At 44.9% G+C, this 16,347-nt stretch carries 18 protein-coding genes and 1 tRNA gene; 10 read left to right on the top strand and 9 right to left on the bottom strand.

Annotation, left to right across the window (positions count from 1 at the left end; all coding sequences use genetic code 11):
* Positions 1-119 precede the first annotated feature (119 nt).
* From MSED_RS01250 to hxlB, 5 genes are all read left to right on the top strand, one after another.
* Positions 120-875, top strand: coding sequence for a nucleotidyltransferase family protein (locus MSED_RS01250; RefSeq protein WP_011921385.1), 756 nt, complete (start codon positions 120-122; stop codon positions 873-875).
* A gap of 113 nt (positions 876-988) precedes the next feature.
* Complete coding sequence (locus MSED_RS01245; RefSeq protein WP_011921384.1) at positions 989-1,375, top strand: CBS domain-containing protein; 387 nt, start codon at positions 989-991, stop codon at positions 1,373-1,375.
* A gap of 60 nt (positions 1,376-1,435) precedes the next feature.
* On the top strand, positions 1,436-2,953 hold the full coding sequence (locus tag MSED_RS01240) for an MATE family efflux transporter (protein ID WP_011921383.1): 1,518 nt from the start codon (positions 1,436-1,438) through the stop codon (positions 2,951-2,953).
* Positions 2,954-3,240: 287 nt separating this feature from the next.
* The gene (locus MSED_RS01235) at positions 3,241-4,056 is read left to right on the top strand and encodes a class I fructose-bisphosphate aldolase (protein WP_011921382.1); all 816 of its coding nucleotides are present in this window, start codon (positions 3,241-3,243) and stop codon (positions 4,054-4,056) included.
* Positions 4,057-4,399: 343 nt separating this feature from the next.
* Complete coding sequence (gene hxlB, locus MSED_RS01230; RefSeq protein WP_048060225.1) at positions 4,400-4,984, top strand: 6-phospho-3-hexuloisomerase; 585 nt, start codon at positions 4,400-4,402, stop codon at positions 4,982-4,984.
* Between the two features lie 258 nt (positions 4,985-5,242).
* Here the strand turns inward: hxlB and MSED_RS01225 are convergent.
* The 3 genes from MSED_RS01225 to MSED_RS01215 form a co-directional block, all read right to left on the bottom strand.
* Positions 5,243-5,317 (bottom strand) — tRNA-Val (locus MSED_RS01225).
* A gap of 40 nt (positions 5,318-5,357) precedes the next feature.
* Positions 5,358-5,585 (bottom strand): hypothetical protein, encoded by a 228-nt coding sequence (locus tag MSED_RS01220; RefSeq protein ID WP_011921380.1) that lies wholly within the window; start codon positions 5,583-5,585, stop codon positions 5,358-5,360.
* A 50-nt stretch (positions 5,586-5,635) separates the two neighbouring features.
* Positions 5,636-6,412, bottom strand: a complete 777-nt coding sequence (locus tag MSED_RS01215) for a nucleotide-binding protein (RefSeq protein WP_048059951.1) — start codon at positions 6,410-6,412, stop codon at positions 5,636-5,638.
* A gap of 130 nt (positions 6,413-6,542) precedes the next feature.
* On the opposite strand from MSED_RS01215, the gene MSED_RS01210 reads away from it, so the two are divergent.
* Both MSED_RS01210 and MSED_RS01205 read left to right on the top strand, forming a co-directional pair.
* Positions 6,543-7,400, top strand: coding sequence for an RIO1 family regulatory kinase/ATPase domain-containing protein (locus tag MSED_RS01210; RefSeq protein ID WP_011921378.1), 858 nt, complete (start codon positions 6,543-6,545; stop codon positions 7,398-7,400).
* Positions 7,397-9,205: a DUF460 domain-containing protein gene (locus tag MSED_RS01205; protein WP_011921377.1), complete on the top strand. Its 1,809-nt coding sequence runs from the start codon at positions 7,397-7,399 to the stop codon at positions 9,203-9,205. Before MSED_RS01210 ends, MSED_RS01205 begins: the two co-directional genes overlap by 4 nt.
* On the opposite strand, the gene MSED_RS01200 is transcribed toward MSED_RS01205, so the two are convergent.
* Positions 9,192-10,409 (bottom strand): methionine adenosyltransferase, encoded by a 1,218-nt coding sequence (locus MSED_RS01200; protein ID WP_011921376.1) that lies wholly within the window; start codon positions 10,407-10,409, stop codon positions 9,192-9,194. The genes MSED_RS01205 and MSED_RS01200 overlap by 14 nt on opposite strands.
* Positions 10,410-10,442: 33 nt before the next feature.
* Positions 10,443-10,706 (bottom strand): U6 snRNA-associated Sm-like protein LSm6, encoded by a 264-nt coding sequence (locus MSED_RS01195; RefSeq protein ID WP_011921375.1) that lies wholly within the window; start codon positions 10,704-10,706, stop codon positions 10,443-10,445.
* A 103-nt stretch (positions 10,707-10,809) separates the two neighbouring features.
* On the opposite strand from MSED_RS01195, the gene MSED_RS01190 reads away from it, so the two are divergent.
* On the top strand, positions 10,810-11,115 hold the full coding sequence (locus tag MSED_RS01190) for an ArsR/SmtB family transcription factor (protein ID WP_048060224.1): 306 nt from the start codon (positions 10,810-10,812) through the stop codon (positions 11,113-11,115).
* Here the strand turns inward: MSED_RS01190 and MSED_RS01185 are convergent.
* Positions 11,077-12,672, bottom strand: coding sequence for a CTP synthase (locus MSED_RS01185; RefSeq protein ID WP_011921373.1), 1,596 nt, complete (start codon positions 12,670-12,672; stop codon positions 11,077-11,079). The two genes, MSED_RS01190 and MSED_RS01185, sit on opposite strands and share 39 nt — an antisense overlap.
* Positions 12,673-12,764: 92 nt before the next feature.
* Between MSED_RS01185 and MSED_RS01180 the strand changes: the two genes are divergently transcribed.
* Complete coding sequence (locus tag MSED_RS01180) at positions 12,765-13,448, top strand: orotidine 5'-phosphate decarboxylase / HUMPS family protein (RefSeq protein WP_011921372.1); 684 nt, start codon at positions 12,765-12,767, stop codon at positions 13,446-13,448.
* Positions 13,449-13,452: 4 nt separating this feature from the next.
* Entirely contained in the window at positions 13,453-13,932 is a 480-nt protein-coding gene (locus tag MSED_RS01175; protein ID WP_011921371.1) for a hypothetical protein, read from the top strand.
* A gap of 155 nt (positions 13,933-14,087) precedes the next feature.
* Here MSED_RS01175 and MSED_RS01170 read toward each other — a convergent pair whose 3' ends face one another.
* The 3 genes from MSED_RS01170 to glmM all read right to left on the bottom strand — a co-directional run bounded on the left by MSED_RS01170 (position 14,088) and on the right by glmM (position 16,326).
* Positions 14,088-14,507 (bottom strand): DUF2153 domain-containing protein, encoded by a 420-nt coding sequence (locus tag MSED_RS01170; RefSeq protein ID WP_011921370.1) that lies wholly within the window; start codon positions 14,505-14,507, stop codon positions 14,088-14,090.
* 72 nt (positions 14,508-14,579) lie between these two features.
* Positions 14,580-14,966, bottom strand: coding sequence for a Trm112 family protein (locus MSED_RS01165; protein ID WP_011921369.1), 387 nt, complete (start codon positions 14,964-14,966; stop codon positions 14,580-14,582).
* A gap of 1 nt (position 14,967) precedes the next feature.
* Positions 14,968-16,326 carry a phosphoglucosamine mutase gene (gene glmM, locus MSED_RS01160; protein WP_011921368.1) on the bottom strand — a complete coding sequence of 453 codons (1,359 nt, stop codon included), beginning with the start codon at positions 16,324-16,326 and terminating at the stop codon, positions 14,968-14,970.
* Between the last annotated feature and the right edge of the window lie 21 nt (positions 16,327-16,347).

Below are 16,347 nucleotides of genomic sequence, written 5' to 3'. Positions count from 1 at the left end.
GACAATCGATCTTGGAAACCAGAAAGAACGCTTTCTGTTTCCTTGGGCTGTGTAGGCCCCTTGTCTTGGGGTACTAAATATAGCATATAATTTAAATTGAGATATGTCTCCTTTCATCCATGAAAGTGGAAAAAGCAGTGATCACTGCGGCAGGTAAGGGCAGTAGAATGAAATATATCACTTCTGTACTACCTAAAGCCCTTCTACCCCTCTTCAGAAAGGAGGATGGAAAATTTGTAATGAGACCTGTTATTGATCTGATACTAGATTCCCTAGGAGAGGCTGGAGTTACGAAGCCTTGCATAGTGGTAGGAAACCAAGGCAAGCTACTCGTGGACTATCTCGCAGAGAGAGGAGTCACTTTCGTTACACAAAACGTTCCTCGGGGATTTGGGGACGCTGTGCTAAGGGCAAAGGACTTCGTGGGGAATGATCCCTTTTTCGTGCATGCCGATGACGGTGTGTTAACAGGCGGTTATGTGGAGGCCACTAAGATCTTCGAGGAAATGGAACCAGATGCTGTACTCATGGTCAGGAAGGTAAACAATCCCCAGAGATATGGTGTCGTCACAGTTGAGGAGGTGGGGGAGACAATGAACCACAAGCTTCTAAGGGTAAAGGAAGCTGAGGAGAAACCGAAGGTACCCAAGTCTGACCTAGGAATCTCCGCCGTTTACATCTTCTCCCCGAGGATCATGAACGCTTTGGAGCAAGTTGATGTGAAGGAGGGAGAGCTGGAACTAACCTATGGGATATCAAACATTCTCAGACAGGGAGGAGAGGTCTACGCTATTCTCCTAGAAAAGGAGAGATGGTTAAATGTGGGAGACCCAGATAATTACTTTAGGGCATTAGAATTCACATACAAGATATGAAAGACGCGACGATATTTTACTAGCTCAAGTCCTTGATCCTTATTACCTGCGACAAATTATCCTTACGATCTTTCTTGGCTTAATTTTAAATCCATGAAGTTTTATTCGTTTACATGGAAGAGATCGTCAAAGACTATATGAAAACTGAAGTTATTTCCGTGGAAAAAGGAGCCACATTAAGGCAGATAACTAAGATAATGACTGAGAAGAACGTTGGCTCAGTCATTATAACCGAGAACGGTAAGCCGATTGGCATAGTTACTGAAAGAGATGTAGTCAGGGCCATTGGTAAGGACCACAAGCTTGACGATAAGGTTGATGATATAATGACCGTGTCGCTAATCACCGTGAGAGAAGACTCACCTATTACTGGAGCTCTCAGTCTAATGAGAACCTATAACATAAGACACCTCCCTGTTATTAGTGAGGACGGTAAACTCACTGGTATAATCTCTATTAGGGACGTAGCTAAAGCCTTGGATGACATGTTTGAATCCTGAGGCTTACGATTAGTCTTTAATTCATGGTTTTTTATTTGGTCGTAATCAGGTGTCCTCTGCTTGAGCAAATCTAAGCCAGGCTTAGTGAAAATTGGTATTTTCAGTTTAGCTCTCAGGTTAATTGGTTCTCCTATCTCTTTCCTTTTCTCTCTTGTTGTTGCCAGATACCTATCGGCCATTTCGGTGGAGACATTTGGGGCCTGGCAGTTCATTTTCGTCTTAGTCACGGGGTACTTCACGATACCTGGAGACCTTCTCTCTAATATAACCTCCAGATATACAGCAGAGGGCAAGCCAGTGGGAGGGATTCTCTTCATTGACATGATAACAGCCGTGATTAGCTCGGTGATTTACGTCGCACTTGTACCCTATTTCGTTAGCATTTCTCATTATGATGAGCCGATCTACTTCTATCTAGGGGTTCTCCTAATATTCACGATCTTCTTTATGAAGGCCTCAAATGCCATTTCACTGGGAAGAGGTCCTAGGGTTAACGCTATAGCAGCTCTGACCTTCCAGTTAATCAGACTCGGGGTGGCTGTTTATGGGTTATTGATCCTAAGACTCTCCATAGAGGCTGTAATTCTGGCCTACATGTTAGGATATATTGCACAGATAGGAATAAACATGTTCTTTGTAAAGGCAAACTTTAGGAGGGACCTTCACGTAGCGTTTATGGCCCTGAGGAAATCGGTGGTTTTCATGATCCCATATATTCAGTATATTCTAGAGGCAACCCTGACCTGGGTTGCAGTCTTTCTTGTAAGGAATACGGTCCCTGTCTCATATTTCGAATCAGCCCTGATAATCTCTAACCTGGTTATCTGGTCGACTGGAGCCTTTAGTGGTCTCATCCCTAAACTTAGCGAGACAAAGGATCCCTCAGTTATTGAGACGTCACTTAAGCTATTTTCTCTTGCGAGTTCGCTGTTTCTCCTGCTAGCCTTAGCGGATGGACTTCCTCTCCTTTACTTGCTGAGACCTGAGTACGTAGCTGCATATATTTCCTTGATTATACTTTCGATCTCTAACTTGTTAAGAGGATTCTTCCAGATTTTTTACACAAGCGTTTACATGAACGACCAGACCCTTAGCGTTGAATCCAGGGAGGAGCTAAAGGGACACCTAGCTAGGCTCGCTAAGAGGAATTCCATTCTTTCTGTGATAGGTACTGGGATAGCAATTGGGTTGATGGGGTTTCTCTACTTATCGCATGTTACAGATCCTGCCATATACTCAGCCTCAATGAGTTTAGGCCTCTTGATTAACTCAGTGGCAATCCTGGTCTCGGCATTTCAGAGTTCAAAGGAACTGTACAACTTCCATTTTCCTATTCCGGAGGTGAGCGTGCCTGTTGCATCTTCCCTGGTGATAGGTTTGTTTTTGATGTTTTATCCAATCCTTCCTATTCACGGATCTAGGTTTATTCAGGATATATACATTATGGCTGAAAGGGCGGGGTTGGCCCTGATTCCCTTCATAGTTGTAAATCTAGCTTTAAACAAGTACTCGAGACAAATTGTAAGTGGAGCTATAGGCGTTATAAAGCCTGTTCTCTCATCAACTAGAAATAGATAGTGAGAGAATTTGTCATCTAAGTCCTGGTCTCTCTAACGTCAAATATGTAACAATCTCAAGTGACTTAGGAATTTAGTGAATGGTGAGTAAAGGGCCTTCACGTCTAGTTTATCTCTAGGAGAAATCGTAACTAAAGCCTTAATACGAGGACATTGGCAGATACACCTGAATTCCCTAAGCCAAGAGAATCTTCTCTCAAATACTATCCTGTCTGGAATAGGCCTCACGCTACCTTATCTAGCCTCATCATGAGTAAAAATTAAAGTGATTCCAAACAAGGATAGTTGATGAGCGGACTCGACATTAGGTTGAAAAAACTATTTCACAGGGGTAAGGCCTTTGTTGTGGCCTTGGACCACGGACTAGTAATGGGTCCCCTTAGAGGGATAGAAAACGCGATGAGCGTGGTAAAGAAGATGGGCAATTATCCGGATGCCTTGCAGATGACCCCAGCCATGCTAAGAACGGTAGAGGAGAACTTCTACTCCAGGTCATCTCCAATGTTAATTGCTAGGCTTGATACTGCAAACGTTTGGAGAGACGCTAGAAAGTACGATCAAGGATACTACTCCATGGTCTATGAGGTCAAGGAAGCCGTAAGGGCAGGAGCAGACGCCGTGGTCACGTACCTAGTGGTGGGCTACGGAGATGACAGGATAGAGGGATACAACCTGGAACAACTCTCCAGGGCTAGAAGAGAAGCTCAAGATTACGGGCTACCCTTCATTATAGAGCCACTCTTCGTGAGAAAGGAGATAACGGACTCTATTAAGGAGACCAACGCTGTAAAATACGTTTCCAGGCTGGCCTCGGAAATAGGTCCAGATCTGTTAAAGGTAGACTACACGGGAGATAAGAACGGATTTGCTTCCGTGGTCGAGGCGTCCTTTGCTCCCATTCTCATAAGGGGCGGACCAAAAACCTCAAACGACCTCGAATTCTTGAAGATGCTGAGAGATGCTCTAGACTCAGGCGCCTCTGGGATTACTGTGGGGAGGAATCTATGGCAATCGCAGAATCCAGATCTTATGGCACAGGCTGTTTCCAAACTAGTTCACGAAGGAGTATCTCCTGAGGAGGCTGTAAAGATATTGCAAAAATGAGGCCCTACCTTTCTGAAGGAGTGACCTAAGATTACCACACCTAGAAAGTTACGGACACCTTTATGATTGCTCTTTAGATAGAAGAATTTCATATTTCCCGTGCTACCGTAGGGTAACCTAAGGTAGAAGGATGTTAATCGAAGACGGGTTACCTGGCCGACGCGACAACTGGACACATCCATAAACAATTTTAGATTTTAGGAAGATAATATCTTGATCTTATTTTAAGGATCATAAATTCAGAAAGTGATAAGGTAACTTTAAAAGATATCTTTCAAATTAAGGCTCGGCGGATAGGGTGGAGCCTCCATCATCTATCAATCTTCCTCTTAGTCTCAAGACCATGTATGACATCGCGGAATTTATCTTGAGGTCTGTGGAACTCATAAGCCCTGATCAAACCGAGAAAATGGTAGATACGCTAGCTAGGTTTTACGAGAACAAGGGAGGCAAAGTTCTTGTCATGGGGGCTGGGAGGAGTGGACTTGTAGGCAGGGCCTTTGCCATGAGGCTTCTTCATTTAGGGTATAATGCTTATGTCCTGGGTGAAACCATAGTCCCAGCCATAAGGGAGAACGATCTAGCTATAGCCATATCTGGATCAGGAAGAACCAAGCTAATAGTTACTGCAGCTGAGGCAGCAAAGGATGCTAAGGCAACCCTGGTAGCCTTAACCAGCTATTACGATAGCCCCCTTGGGAGGATTGCAGATGTGGTGGTGGAGATTCCTGGAAGAACCAAATACTCTCAAAATGAGGATTACTTCGCTAGGCAAATCTTAGGTATAACCGAACCTCTAGCACCTCTTGGTACACTGTTTGAGGACACTACCCAGGTCTTCCTAGATGGTATAGTAGCTGAATTAATGATGAGATTGAAGAAGACAGAGGAAGATCTTAGGAGAGTTCATGCCAATATAGAGCTCTAACTTGCGTTTCCAACCTCATTTTCCACTTGATGTATTTAATTTTGAATAGATGTGTAATAAGTATAACTTAACTCAAAGATAATGATGGTGCGACTCCACGATACGCCTATTCAGATGGTCTCAACTAAATAGTTCAAATCGTTAAGAATATGTTATTGAATCTCTCTTTGAACACTTACATTTGTCTTCACGTGTTATGCTACTGTCGCGTAATGATAATGTAAACGTCAGAATTGAAACAAAAATATCGTAAAAAGATGGACCCGGAGGGATTTGAACCCTCGACCTCAGCCGTGTGAGGGCTGCGTCCTAACCAGGCTAGACGACGGGTCCTCAGCACACTATTCGTTTATCCCATAAAAAATTTGCTAGTTTAAGCCTCCACAAGGACAGCATAACCAGTGTCAAAGTCTCCTAGGTCAGGATCGATATCAACAGCCAGGATCTTATCCTCAGGCACGGATAGGTCGACAAGGGACACTCGAAAGTCTGGGTAAAGTTTTCTTGCTAATTCAAGCCCCATTCTAGCACTTGCAAGGTCTACGAAATACCCAAAAACACCAGACGAACCAAGTATAACAGGACCTACCACCGATTTCATGATATGATTCTTGATGTGAGGTTAATATGTATTCACTGCCTTTATGATGATCAACTCCTACTAGCCATAGTTTTGAGCTCCACCACCTTTGAGGCGAGGTCCTTTATCTCTTGAAGGACTGGAAATTCCTCAAAAGTTCCAGTGAATTGGAAGATATCTTCTGAGAAGGGTAACAAGACTCCAAACTTGGCTTTAACTCTCTTTAACACGTTATCTAGTACGCCTCTGAACTTCTCTACCTCTCCAGGACGTATCATGTTTATGATGAAACCTAAAACTGTACCATCTCTAACAGAACCTATCGACTCTGCATAACTTACGTTGTCCTCTATAGTTCTAGCCAAAGAGTCCGACACAAACAACTGCCAAATGGGAAATCCTGGATAGATCTCTATGAATTTCTCCAATTCATGTTTCACAATATCATCTTCAGGTCTTACCAATTGTGCGTTATCCACCAACACAAAGGAGAACTTCTTCGTGGTAAGGACTTTCCTGTATATCTCCCATCCCTTTTCTCCTAGTTTCCTATCCTTGTGAAACTTATCAATGTCAATCTTATAACGTGGACCGTCCCCAAAATATTTCAGTACGGTAACGGAGCCGTCCCCTAGGGCTATTTCCTTGTACACCGTGGAGTCAACACCGTCAGACACACTTGCTATTAATCCAGGGCCCTTAATACCTGCGACGTATGATGCATATCCCACAAGATCCCTATCAATCAAAAGAACAGAGAAACCCATCATGGCAAGGGCCTTCGACAGTGAAATGGTAACTGTTGACTTTCCGACTCCTCCCTTAGAACTTAGTATAGATACTCTCACAGTTCTAGGGTAGAGAGATTGTTTTTTATAACTTGTTGTTGGTCCATATCTTCTTTCCAATCTGGTATCTAAACAAGACACTTGATACGTAAAAGCAAAAATAGGTCATACAACATATTTCTCTTATCTTATGAACTCTCTTACCTTAGCTGAAAGAGTAGCCGTCACAGACAAGGTGGATTACCTTATCCTCAAGTACCTCATCGAGAAGAGGGAAAAGTTTGAGTACGTTCCACAGAGCGTTCTTAAGGAGAACCTATCCCTTACGGAGAGAGAGGCCCAGATAAGCTTATTGAGGCTCATCAAGAACGGCGCAGTCACTAAGAAAAGAATTAGAGGAGAAGACTCCTTTTCCATCACGTTCACAGGCCTGGACATTGTGGCAACCAAGTCCCTCTACTCCAAGAAAGTGATCAAGAGCCTTGGAATAACCATTGGTGAAGGGAAGGAAAGCAGGGTTATGTTCGGATACGACCACGAAGATAACACTCTAGCCATAAAGTATCACAGAATAGGGAGGAAGAGCTTCAAGAAAAGGATCAGTAACTTCCCCAGTAAGAACTGGGTATCCATGACCTTGGAGAACGCTAAAAGGGAGTATGAGGCCCTCCAGTGCGTCAAGAACAACATGGGTTACGTCCCAACTCCAATAACCTTCACGACAAACGCTGTGGCCATGGAGTACTTCGAGGGAACTCCCCTATATAGAGCGGAACTAAGTGACCCTGAGAAGGTACTAGATGCGATCCTCGGAACCATGAGAATTGCCTACGTTTACTGTAAGGGATTAACCCACGGCGATCTAAGCCAGTTCAACGTTTTGGTGAGCAAGGATGAGGACGTAAGGGTTATAGATTGGCCACAGGCTACCAGGGATGAAGACGTCTTGATAGGCGACGTCACTAGGATATTATCCTTCTTCGAAAAGGAGTATTCCCTTGAGAGAGACCTTGAGGAGGTTTTGGACTACGTAAAGGGATATTCATGAGGGTAATGGGTATCGACATAGAGAGGGGGTCGCCCAATTCCACGGAACAGCCTAGATACTCAGTGGTAATTCTAGACGAAAACGGAGAAACAGTGGTTAAGGTCGAAGATGTAACTAGGAGTAGGTTAGTAAGACTGGCCTGGGAGTACGACGTCTCACTTCTTGGAACTGACAACATTTACGAGCTAGGTAGCAACGACAAGGAAGTAATATCGCTTCTATCCCTGTTACCCGAGAAACTGGAGGTAGTTCAGGTTACAGTAAAGAACGGCGTCTTCCTCGACCTAAAGGATGTAGCTAAGGAGTACGGTATTGAGATTCAGGGGAAGCCGACTCCGTCCAGGACTGCCTTTATCGTGGCGACCCTAGCTCTCAAGGGGGCAGGGACCAAGATAAAGTTCGTTGAAAACAGGACCAAAATCATCATTTCCAAGGGGAGAAGATCAGGACCAGGGGGAATGAGCTCCAATAGATACAAGAGGCATCTGAGGGGATTGGTGCTCAGGGTTTTTAGAAGAGTGAAGGAAGAACTGGACAGACACAACTTTGACTATGACGTGGTTGTCAGGAGAACTAAGGCTGGAATGGAAGGGGCTATGTTCATTGTTTATGCCCCAAGGGAGAGCCTATACGGTCTAGTCAAGAAAATGAGTGGACACGACGTTAATCTCGAGATCAGGGCCTACTATAGGGATAGAATTGAGTTTGTGGACACTAAGAGGGTTTCCCAGAGACCTGTTATAGTAGGGTTAGATCCAGGTCTGGAAGTTGGAATCTCGATCCTCGACATGTACGGAAATCCTGTACTCCTCACTACCAAGAGGGGAATTGACAGGGAGTCTGTGATAGAGCTCGTTCTAGAGAAGGGGACCCCAGCCCTCATTGCCACAGACGTTAATCCAGTGCCAGACACGGTAAAGAAGATGAGCGCAATTCTGAAGGCTAGACTCTACGTTCCTGAGAGGTCGCTTTCGGTGGACGAAAAACAAGCTCTCCTTGACGAATATTCCACGAAGTTTGGAATTCACGTAAGCGACCCGCACATAAGGGATTCCCTAGCTGCTGCCATTGTTGCGTATAGGGACGTAGAGAGGAAACTCAGGCAGGCTGAGGGCATGATAGGTAGGTTTGGAATAGACATAGACAGAAACAACGTGTTCAGGTGCGTTGTAAACGGGGGAACCATTGCCGAATGCATTGAGAACGAGATAGAGAAGAAGATATCTGTTCCGCAAAACGCCGGTATAGTAAAACAGGAAGTAAAGACTGAACACAACGAGAAGTTGGCTGAGGAGAACACATTGCTCAAGCAGGAGTTAATCAGACTCAACAGGACAGTGTCTAGGTTAATTCATGAAAAGGAGATGCTTGAGAGGAGGGTCGAGGAAATAAAGAGGCTTTACAATGCTGAACTGGACAGGGATAGGCGAGTGGAGGAACTGAAAAGGATACTGGAGCAGAAGAACAAGGAGATAATCAAATTGAAGGAACTATCTCAGGCAGAATCGGAATCACTGGCTAAGCTTTCCTCAATTATCGAGAAACTGGTGAAGAATGAGGTCACAGTGGTGAGGGGATACCTGAAGGGGTTGGAGGTTAGGGATGGCCAACTGTATTTTGGAGAATGGAGAATAAGCAACGATCTGGCAGAGTACGTGGGGAGAGATTTCGCCCTAATTGACGAGCGCCTCATTAAGGATCTAAACCTTCTTAAGAAGGAGAAGGAAATAAGCCGTGAAATGAGTGAAGACCTGCTAAAAAGATTGGTCGAAGAATACAGATCTTCAAGGTCTAGAATAGCATAACCTTTCCTTCAAGTATCATTTGGGTTATCTTGTCGAATGAATCTAAATACTCCTCTGCAATTCCTGATATCTCGGCCTTTGTATCAGATGTTATGGTTCCAGAATGAGTCGCAACTTCCACGTTGACAATGAGAGGGTCGTTTATTGGCCTACCTATTTGACCCAGAACCTCTATCTGCACGTTCCTAACATCCTTAACCTGCTCTGAGGCCTTCTTAGCAATAAGGTTAGCCACTATGTTGTAGAGCTTACCCACGTGATTAACTGGATTCTTACCAGCAGTCGCCTCAAGAGACATTGGCCTCATGGGAGTTATGAGCCCTATACCCCTGTTTCCTCTCCCAGTCATCCCGTCATCTCCATGCTCAGCTGAGGTGCCAGTTACGGTTAGATAAAGTATTCCCTGGTCTTCCCTATCACCTGTGTTCACGTTTACTTTAACGCTAAGATCCGGAGCTATTTGAGAGGCTAGATCCAGTACCTTTTCCTTTACCTGTTCCTTCACGGAGATATAGTGGTTCTTATCCTCAATGAGGGGACTTATGGCTGCCATGGCTATGGTAAGCGTGACCTCCTTCCCTCTCCTGAGTCCCATCACCTTTATGTCCTCACCAACCTCCGGAAGCTCGGTCTTCACCTTCTTAGAGTTGAGCATTCTCTCTGTCTGGAATACTAACTGTTCCAGCTTCGAGTAAGGTGCGAAACCTACTCCAAAACTTGTATCATTGGAGAGAGGAACTGATTTCCTGCCCTTGTCAAATATGCCCACCAAATCCGCTGAACCCTTTCCTATCTTATAATCAACTATAACGTGCTTCTCCGCATCTAGATACCTGAAATTCTCCCTTATCCAGTTCTTGACGCTCTCGACGATTATTGTACCCACTGGAACGTTATCCACGCCATCATTGGTCCTCACTTCTGTAGTGGCTCTACCAGCTACCACAATGTAAATAGGATGAATGACATCTCCGCCCTTGAATTTTGGAGAGGCCTGACCTCCTACAAGAAGGGTCTTATCCAAGTTATGATGAAGTATAGTTCCGTATGTCTTTAGGTAGTAAAGCGATAGCTTCCTGCTAGCCTCTTCTGAGGCTGAATCAGCTATGTAGTCTGGGTGTCCTGTTCCTTTCCTTTCGGCCAATTCTACAGGTAAGGAATCTGGTTCCAAAGTTCTAAATGACTCAATGTTGATGTTTTTCATTTCACCCTCAACTGCCCTGCTACTTTTAAAAAATTACTTGCCCGTGTTAATGATGTTCTCGTAATCCACACTGATAAATAGAATATTACTACCACGTATTAAGACTCTGCCATACTTCGCTATGGGGTCCGCAGTACCTTCCCTCATTTCTGTGCAGTCCCTTAGAACCAGGTTCATAGTCCCATCTGATTGTTCCATTTTACCTATATACTCAGAACCGTCCTTCAGCTTAACAAGGACAATCTTGTTTGTAGCCATCCTTAGGCTTTTCAAAGGATTCTCTACCTTTGCCTGCAAAATTTTACCTCCTCCTTTAATCTTAAGGCTTCACTACTATAAAAGAATGACGTGAAGGATTCAGGGACAAACCCTTATGAATAAAGTGAAAAATATATTCTCCATGGAACTGGTGGTCTCTGACGTTGAGGACGTAGTTAGAGTCACTGAGGCTCTCTCATCCGTTACCAGGGTCAACATTCTCAGACTGATAGCCGAGGGGGAAAAGAGCATCACGGACCTGAGCGAAGAACTGCATATGACTAAGGGAAACGTTAGCTCTCAAGTTGCGTTACTGGAGAGCTCAGGGTTAGTGGAGGTGAGATACACCGAGGGAAACAAGGGGTTGAAAAAATTGATCAAAGCCAAGTACTCCAGGATAATTATCTCCCTAGTTCCCGACGACGGCCCTGAGGAAACCAAGGAATAGGGGAGCTGGATTTAAGGGCCTACTCTTGAACTCGGGGTGGGCCTGGGTAGCTATGAAGAATCTGTGATCCTTAAGCTCTATCATCTCCACAAGACCATTGTCACTAATTCCTGAGATTGTTAACCCGTGCTTCTGAAGTAGATCCACGTAGGAGGGGTTCACCTCATACCTGTGCCTATGCCTTTCGTAGATTACGTCCTTCCCGTAAATTGAGTGGGCCAGGGTTCCTCGAACTAGGCTTATCCTCTGGGCTCCCAACCTCATTGTTCCGCCAAATTGCGTAACCTTTTTCTGCTCATCTAACAGGGTCACCACTGGATGGGGAGCGTTAGGGTCTATTTCCGTGCTATGTGCACCCTGAAGACCCACAACGTTCCTGGCAAACTCAACCACTGCCAGTTGTAACCCGAAGCATATTCCTAGGAAGGGAACGTTATTAACCCTAGCGTAGTTAATTGCCTTGATCTTTCCCTCTGTACCCCTGGAGCCGAATCCAGGCAATACTATGATACCTTCTGCCTGTTTCAGTATTGCCTCTGGGTTCTCCCTCTCCAGGTCCGACGACTCGATCCAAAGTAGTTCAGGAATCACGCCAAGGTGAGCAGAGGCGTGATATATTGCCTCCTTTATACTAAGGTAACTATCCTTGAGCTTTGTGTATTTTCCCACAAGGGCTATCTTTACCCTTTTACCTTCTTTCCTCTTTACCGAGTACACAAATTTCTCCCACTCTCCAAAATCAGGAGTTTTTTGTGGGAGTCCAAGCTTAGATGTGACCCTTGCCCCTAGTCCCTGTCTCTGGAGAATGAGCGGTACCTCGTATGCCGTTTCCACGTCATAGCTCGAGAATATGTACTCAGGCCTTACATTGGTGAAAAGCGCGATCTTCCTCTTGGTATCCTCGTCAAGCTCTATTATGGATCTAGCAATAACTATATCTGGCTGTATCCCTATCCTCCTGAGCTCTTGAACGCTGTGCTGTAGAGGCTTTGTCTTTAGTTCCCCAGTAACAGAAAGGTACTCCACAAGGGCTACATGGACGAATATTACGTTATGCTCTTCCTCCTCTAGTCTGAGTTCCCTCATGGCCTCAAGGAACGGCAGTCCCTCGATGTCCCCAACGGTCCCTCCTACCTCAACTATCACTATGTCAGCCTTCTCCACTTCACCGACTTTCCTGACCATAGCCTTGATTTCGTCTGTCACGTGAGGGATAATCTGGACCGTCTGGCCCATGTACTTACCTTCTCTTTCCTTTCTTATGACCTCGAAATAGACCTTCCCAGCGGTTATATTGTTGTGCTTGCTTGTGTTAATGTTAAGGAATCTCTCGTAGTGACCCAGATCCAGGTCAGTCTCAGCACCGTCCTCTGTAACGAAGACCTCACCATGCATATAGGGGTTCATTGTCCCTGCATCAACGTTAATGTAGGGATCCACCTTGATTATACTCACGTTATAACCCATGTTTTTTAGGATGAGCCCTAACGAGGCTGAAACAGTACCCTTGCCAACACTGGAAAGAACTCCGCCGGTCACTACGATGTATTTTGTCACCTAGGAAATCACAGTAAACAAGTTTCTCACGGCGAGAATAAAAAGCCATTGCAGGATAGTTTAATTATTACCCCCGAATAGGTAAAGCAGGTATGAGATCGGAGATTCTTGAAAGATTAAAACAGGCGAAGCATCTCCAGGTAGCTTTGGACTTCATTGATATAAATGACGCCCTTAAGGTGGCGAGAGAGGTGGCGGATCTAAGAAACGTTATAATTGAAGCTGGAACGCCACTTGTAAAGGCTGAAGGAATTAGGGGATTACTAAAGCTTCGTGAGTTCAACAACATTGTTTTAGCTGACACAAAGACCGCGGATGCTGGAGATGTTGAGGTGGAAATAGCCCTCAGGGGCAAATCAAACATAATGACTGTCCTGGGCGCAATGGATGATTCCACGGTGGAGAGCGCAGTGAAGAGAGCTAGAGAGGTAGGAATAGTGGTTCAGGCAGACCTAATAGGAGTTAAGAACACCGTGGAAAGAGCAAAGGAGCTCTTTGGAATTGGAGTGGACATTGTGGGATTTCACATTGGCCTGGATGTACAAAAGAAGAGAGGAGTAACCGTAGCGGACCTCAAGGAGGAAATAAGGGAAGCTGGTAAGTACGGATTAATCTCAGTTGCAGGAGGGTTAAGTCCAAAGACAATACCCGAGCTAGCTGAGCTTCCCATTTCGATTTACGTTGTGGGTGGAGCAATAACTAGGAGTAGCACTCCAAGGAAGGTGGCTGAGGAAATAATTAAAATCTTATCCACCAGTACTATAGCAACACGGTGATTGAATGTCTCAACCAAGTCAAGGAGGACAGCCAGGCAAATCCAAGGAACTTAAGACGTCATCTAAGCAAGTGATTTCTCCCTCGGTGCTCAAGGAGGACAAGAGAAAGCTTCAGTTACTATACATCATAAAGGTTCTTGGAGGAGTTACAGAGAAGGGATTAATCACGTTGTTGTATGAGGGGGCCCAGAAGGGATTAAACATGGGGCATCAATTCAACACGCTAGGGAACAACCTGATTAGTCCCACTGTGAAAGAGGATATTACTTCCCTGCTCTATCTAGGATATATCGAGTCAGACCAGACCAAGAAGCTTAAACTAACTAATGACGGAGAGGAGGCCTTAGCTGCAAATAAACAACTGTTAGATGAGGGTTTCATTAACACGGTAAACAATGTGGTTACTGAGCTGAAACAGAAAATAGTGTCCATTGACCAGGAGTACAACCTTAAGTTAAGATCTGAAAGAAGAAGGAGAAGATAGAATAATTCTCTCGTAAGATTAAAGTTAAGAAATACCATTATAGTAGTTGGTATTATTTATCTAATTAATAGTAAATATAAAAAGTAGAAAATCTTAACGCCAAAATATGTCTCAGTTAATTTAGACTTAGTAACTAAAATTGAAAACATTTAAGCTTACATTGTTGTGAAGGTACCTCTCTTTGGCTGGCTAGGTTGTTCTTCCACTGGCGGTCTGCTCCAGATTAAGGGATCTAACTTCCCCTCTTTCCCAAGCTTCGTTATCAATTCCTTGGCCTGGCTCGTATGTCTCACATCTAGTTCTAGGAGTTGCTGAAGTATAGCCCAACTGGTCTTCTTAACATCCTCAAGCATCTCCCTTGGCATATGCTTGATTATCATGGGGTCCTGTAACCATTGATCGAAAGCCTTCAAGGTCCTCATCATGTGCTGGAAAGCTACCCTCGAGGCGAGAATTAGGTCTAACCTGTCCTCCTCCATTGTCTCCTCTTTCTTCTCCATGTCCTTGATTGTTGCAAGCAGATTCTTCTGCATCTTAATCCATTCATCCAGATTACTAATGAATGAGCCTTCCATAATGTTTACACCATAGTAAGTTAGGGAATGGCCATTAATAAGCTCATTTTAATTTGAGTAAAGCTGGGATAGTTAACTCTTGAGATTGAAGGGAAGTCCGCTCTCTAGCACCTTTTGGGGAATTTTAGATTTGTATTTTTCAAGAAACTCAAGTTCGCTCTCCCTTTTCCTTAACTTATCTGGCAACATCCTAGGTATCTCGTCGATGATGGGGTACCATCTGTTACACGCCGGGCACACCAGTAGGCCCTCCACTACCTCCTTCTTTATGCACTCTTGACAAGGTGGAGACTCTAGGGACTTTACCTCGGTGTTCTTATAGGCACAGTAAATTTCACAGAGGGGAAGCTGTCCGTTAGGTTCCCTCTTGGGATACTCCTTCTCCTGGAACACGTAGAGATCCAGGTGAAAATGTTTGCACATGGGGCAAGCCAGAATGTCCATTAGTCTGTATTTCATGTCAAGCACCTATCAGGGCTTTGACTTGGTTTGCCAAGCTTTCAGCCATTCCCTGCTCCTTAGCCTCAACCATCACCCTAATTATTGGCTCAGTACCGCTCTTTCTCACTAGGATCCAGAAGTCTTTCCCAATGATCTTTACACCGTCAATCTTAACCACCTGGTTCCCTGTGCCAAGCTCTCTTTCCACCTTTTCATAGATTCTGGCAACGTCCATCCCTGGCTTAAGATCAACCTTGGTTTTGACCAAATAATACTGGGGTAGTCTATCGAAGAGGTCGGCCGAGCTAACCCCCTCAGAGGCCATCATCTCCAACATGAGGGCAAAGGACATTGCACCGTCCCTCACATACTGGTGTCCTGGGAAAATGAATCCACCGTTCTCCTCAAAGCCCGCTATCCCCTTTTCTTGGATAAGTTTTCTGGCAATATCCACACTTCCCACCTTAGTCCATACAACCTCTATTCCATAACGAGATAGGAACTCTTGAACCAGCGAGGAACTGGAAACTGCAGTGAATATTCTCCTGGGGAAGTTCACCTTACCTGAAGCCCACCAACTGAGCAGAGAACCGCTCCTATCTCCCCATTGCACCCTACCCTTAGAGTCTATAAAGATCGCCCTATCTGCATCCCCGTCATGAGCTACTGCCAAGTCCACCTTAAGAGACGAGGCAATCCCTGCAGTCTCCTTAAGAGATTCCATGGTCGGCTCTGGGTTCCTTGCAGGGAAAGTAGGATCTAAGTTTGCGTTGATTGTGAAGATCTTACAACCCAGTAATCTTGCGACCATTGGAGTTGAAATTGATCCAACGCTATTGGCACCATCCACGAGTACCTTGAAGTTCCTTGCCCTTATCTTTTCTACATCAACGTGGGATAGAACTCCCTGAACGTAAGTGTCTATTACCCTGTCATCTCTCTTTACGTCGTATGTTAGCCTATTCCAGGGGACGACGTTGAACCTTCCTGAGAAGTATATTTCCTCTATCTTGTCCTCCTTTTCCCTAGAGACTTCAACGCCGTCCCTATCCAGAACCTTAATCCCATTATGTTCCCTTGGGTTATGACTCGCGGTTATTATCACTCCACCGTCATAGCCAAGTGTTTTTACAGCGTATTGAAGCGCCGGAGTGGGCGCAAATCCTCCCTCAAAGACTCTTACCCCTGTACTAAGTAAACCGCTCTCAACCGCCCTGCTTAACATGTCCCCTCCTGCCCTCGCGTCCCTCCCCAGGAGGATGTTGCTACCCTCTCCAAAGAACGTGCCTATTGCCTTACCCAACCCTTGAGCCAGTTCCACTGTTAACTCCTGGTTTACTATTCCTCTAACTCCGTCTGTACCAAACAGTTTTCCCATAACAATCTAAATGGGAGAAGA

It is taken from the genome of Metallosphaera sedula DSM 5348 (genome assembly GCF_000016605.1).
Taxonomy (GTDB): Archaea; Thermoproteota; Thermoprotei_A; order Sulfolobales; family Sulfolobaceae; genus Metallosphaera; species Metallosphaera sedula.
This window is presented reverse-complemented; position numbering and strand designations above follow the sequence as displayed.

What these genes read in the sequence shown, in the direction of transcription:
- MSED_RS01165 (WP_011921369.1), bottom strand. Translation starts at nt 14,966, where the DNA reads ATGAAATACAGACTAATGGACATTCTGGCTTGCCCCATGTGCAAACAT.
- MSED_RS01200 (WP_011921376.1), bottom strand. Translation starts at nt 10,409, where the DNA reads ATGAAAAACATCAACATTGAGTCATTTAGAACTTTGGAACCAGATTCC.
- MSED_RS01180 (WP_011921372.1), top strand. Translation starts at nt 12,765, where the DNA reads ATGAGATCGGAGATTCTTGAAAGATTAAAACAGGCGAAGCATCTCCAG.
- glmM (WP_011921368.1), bottom strand. Translation starts at nt 16,326, where the DNA reads ATGGGAAAACTGTTTGGTACAGACGGAGTTAGAGGAATAGTAAACCAG.
- MSED_RS01170 (WP_011921370.1), bottom strand. Translation starts at nt 14,507, where the DNA reads ATGGAAGGCTCATTCATTAGTAATCTGGATGAATGGATTAAGATGCAG.
- MSED_RS01220 (WP_011921380.1), bottom strand. Translation starts at nt 5,585, where the DNA reads ATGAAATCGGTGGTAGGTCCTGTTATACTTGGTTCGTCTGGTGTTTTT.
- MSED_RS01190 (WP_048060224.1), top strand. Translation starts at nt 10,810, where the DNA reads ATGGAACTGGTGGTCTCTGACGTTGAGGACGTAGTTAGAGTCACTGAG.
- MSED_RS01175 (WP_011921371.1), top strand. Translation starts at nt 13,453, where the DNA reads ATGTCTCAACCAAGTCAAGGAGGACAGCCAGGCAAATCCAAGGAACTT.
- MSED_RS01205 (WP_011921377.1), top strand. Translation starts at nt 7,397, where the DNA reads ATGAGGGTAATGGGTATCGACATAGAGAGGGGGTCGCCCAATTCCACG.
- MSED_RS01210 (WP_011921378.1), top strand. Translation starts at nt 6,543, where the DNA reads ATGAACTCTCTTACCTTAGCTGAAAGAGTAGCCGTCACAGACAAGGTG.
- hxlB (WP_048060225.1), top strand. Translation starts at nt 4,400, where the DNA reads ATGTATGACATCGCGGAATTTATCTTGAGGTCTGTGGAACTCATAAGC.
- MSED_RS01245 (WP_011921384.1), top strand. Translation starts at nt 989, where the DNA reads ATGGAAGAGATCGTCAAAGACTATATGAAAACTGAAGTTATTTCCGTG.
- MSED_RS01250 (WP_011921385.1), top strand. Translation starts at nt 120, where the DNA reads ATGAAAGTGGAAAAAGCAGTGATCACTGCGGCAGGTAAGGGCAGTAGA.
- MSED_RS01235 (WP_011921382.1), top strand. Translation starts at nt 3,241, where the DNA reads ATGAGCGGACTCGACATTAGGTTGAAAAAACTATTTCACAGGGGTAAG.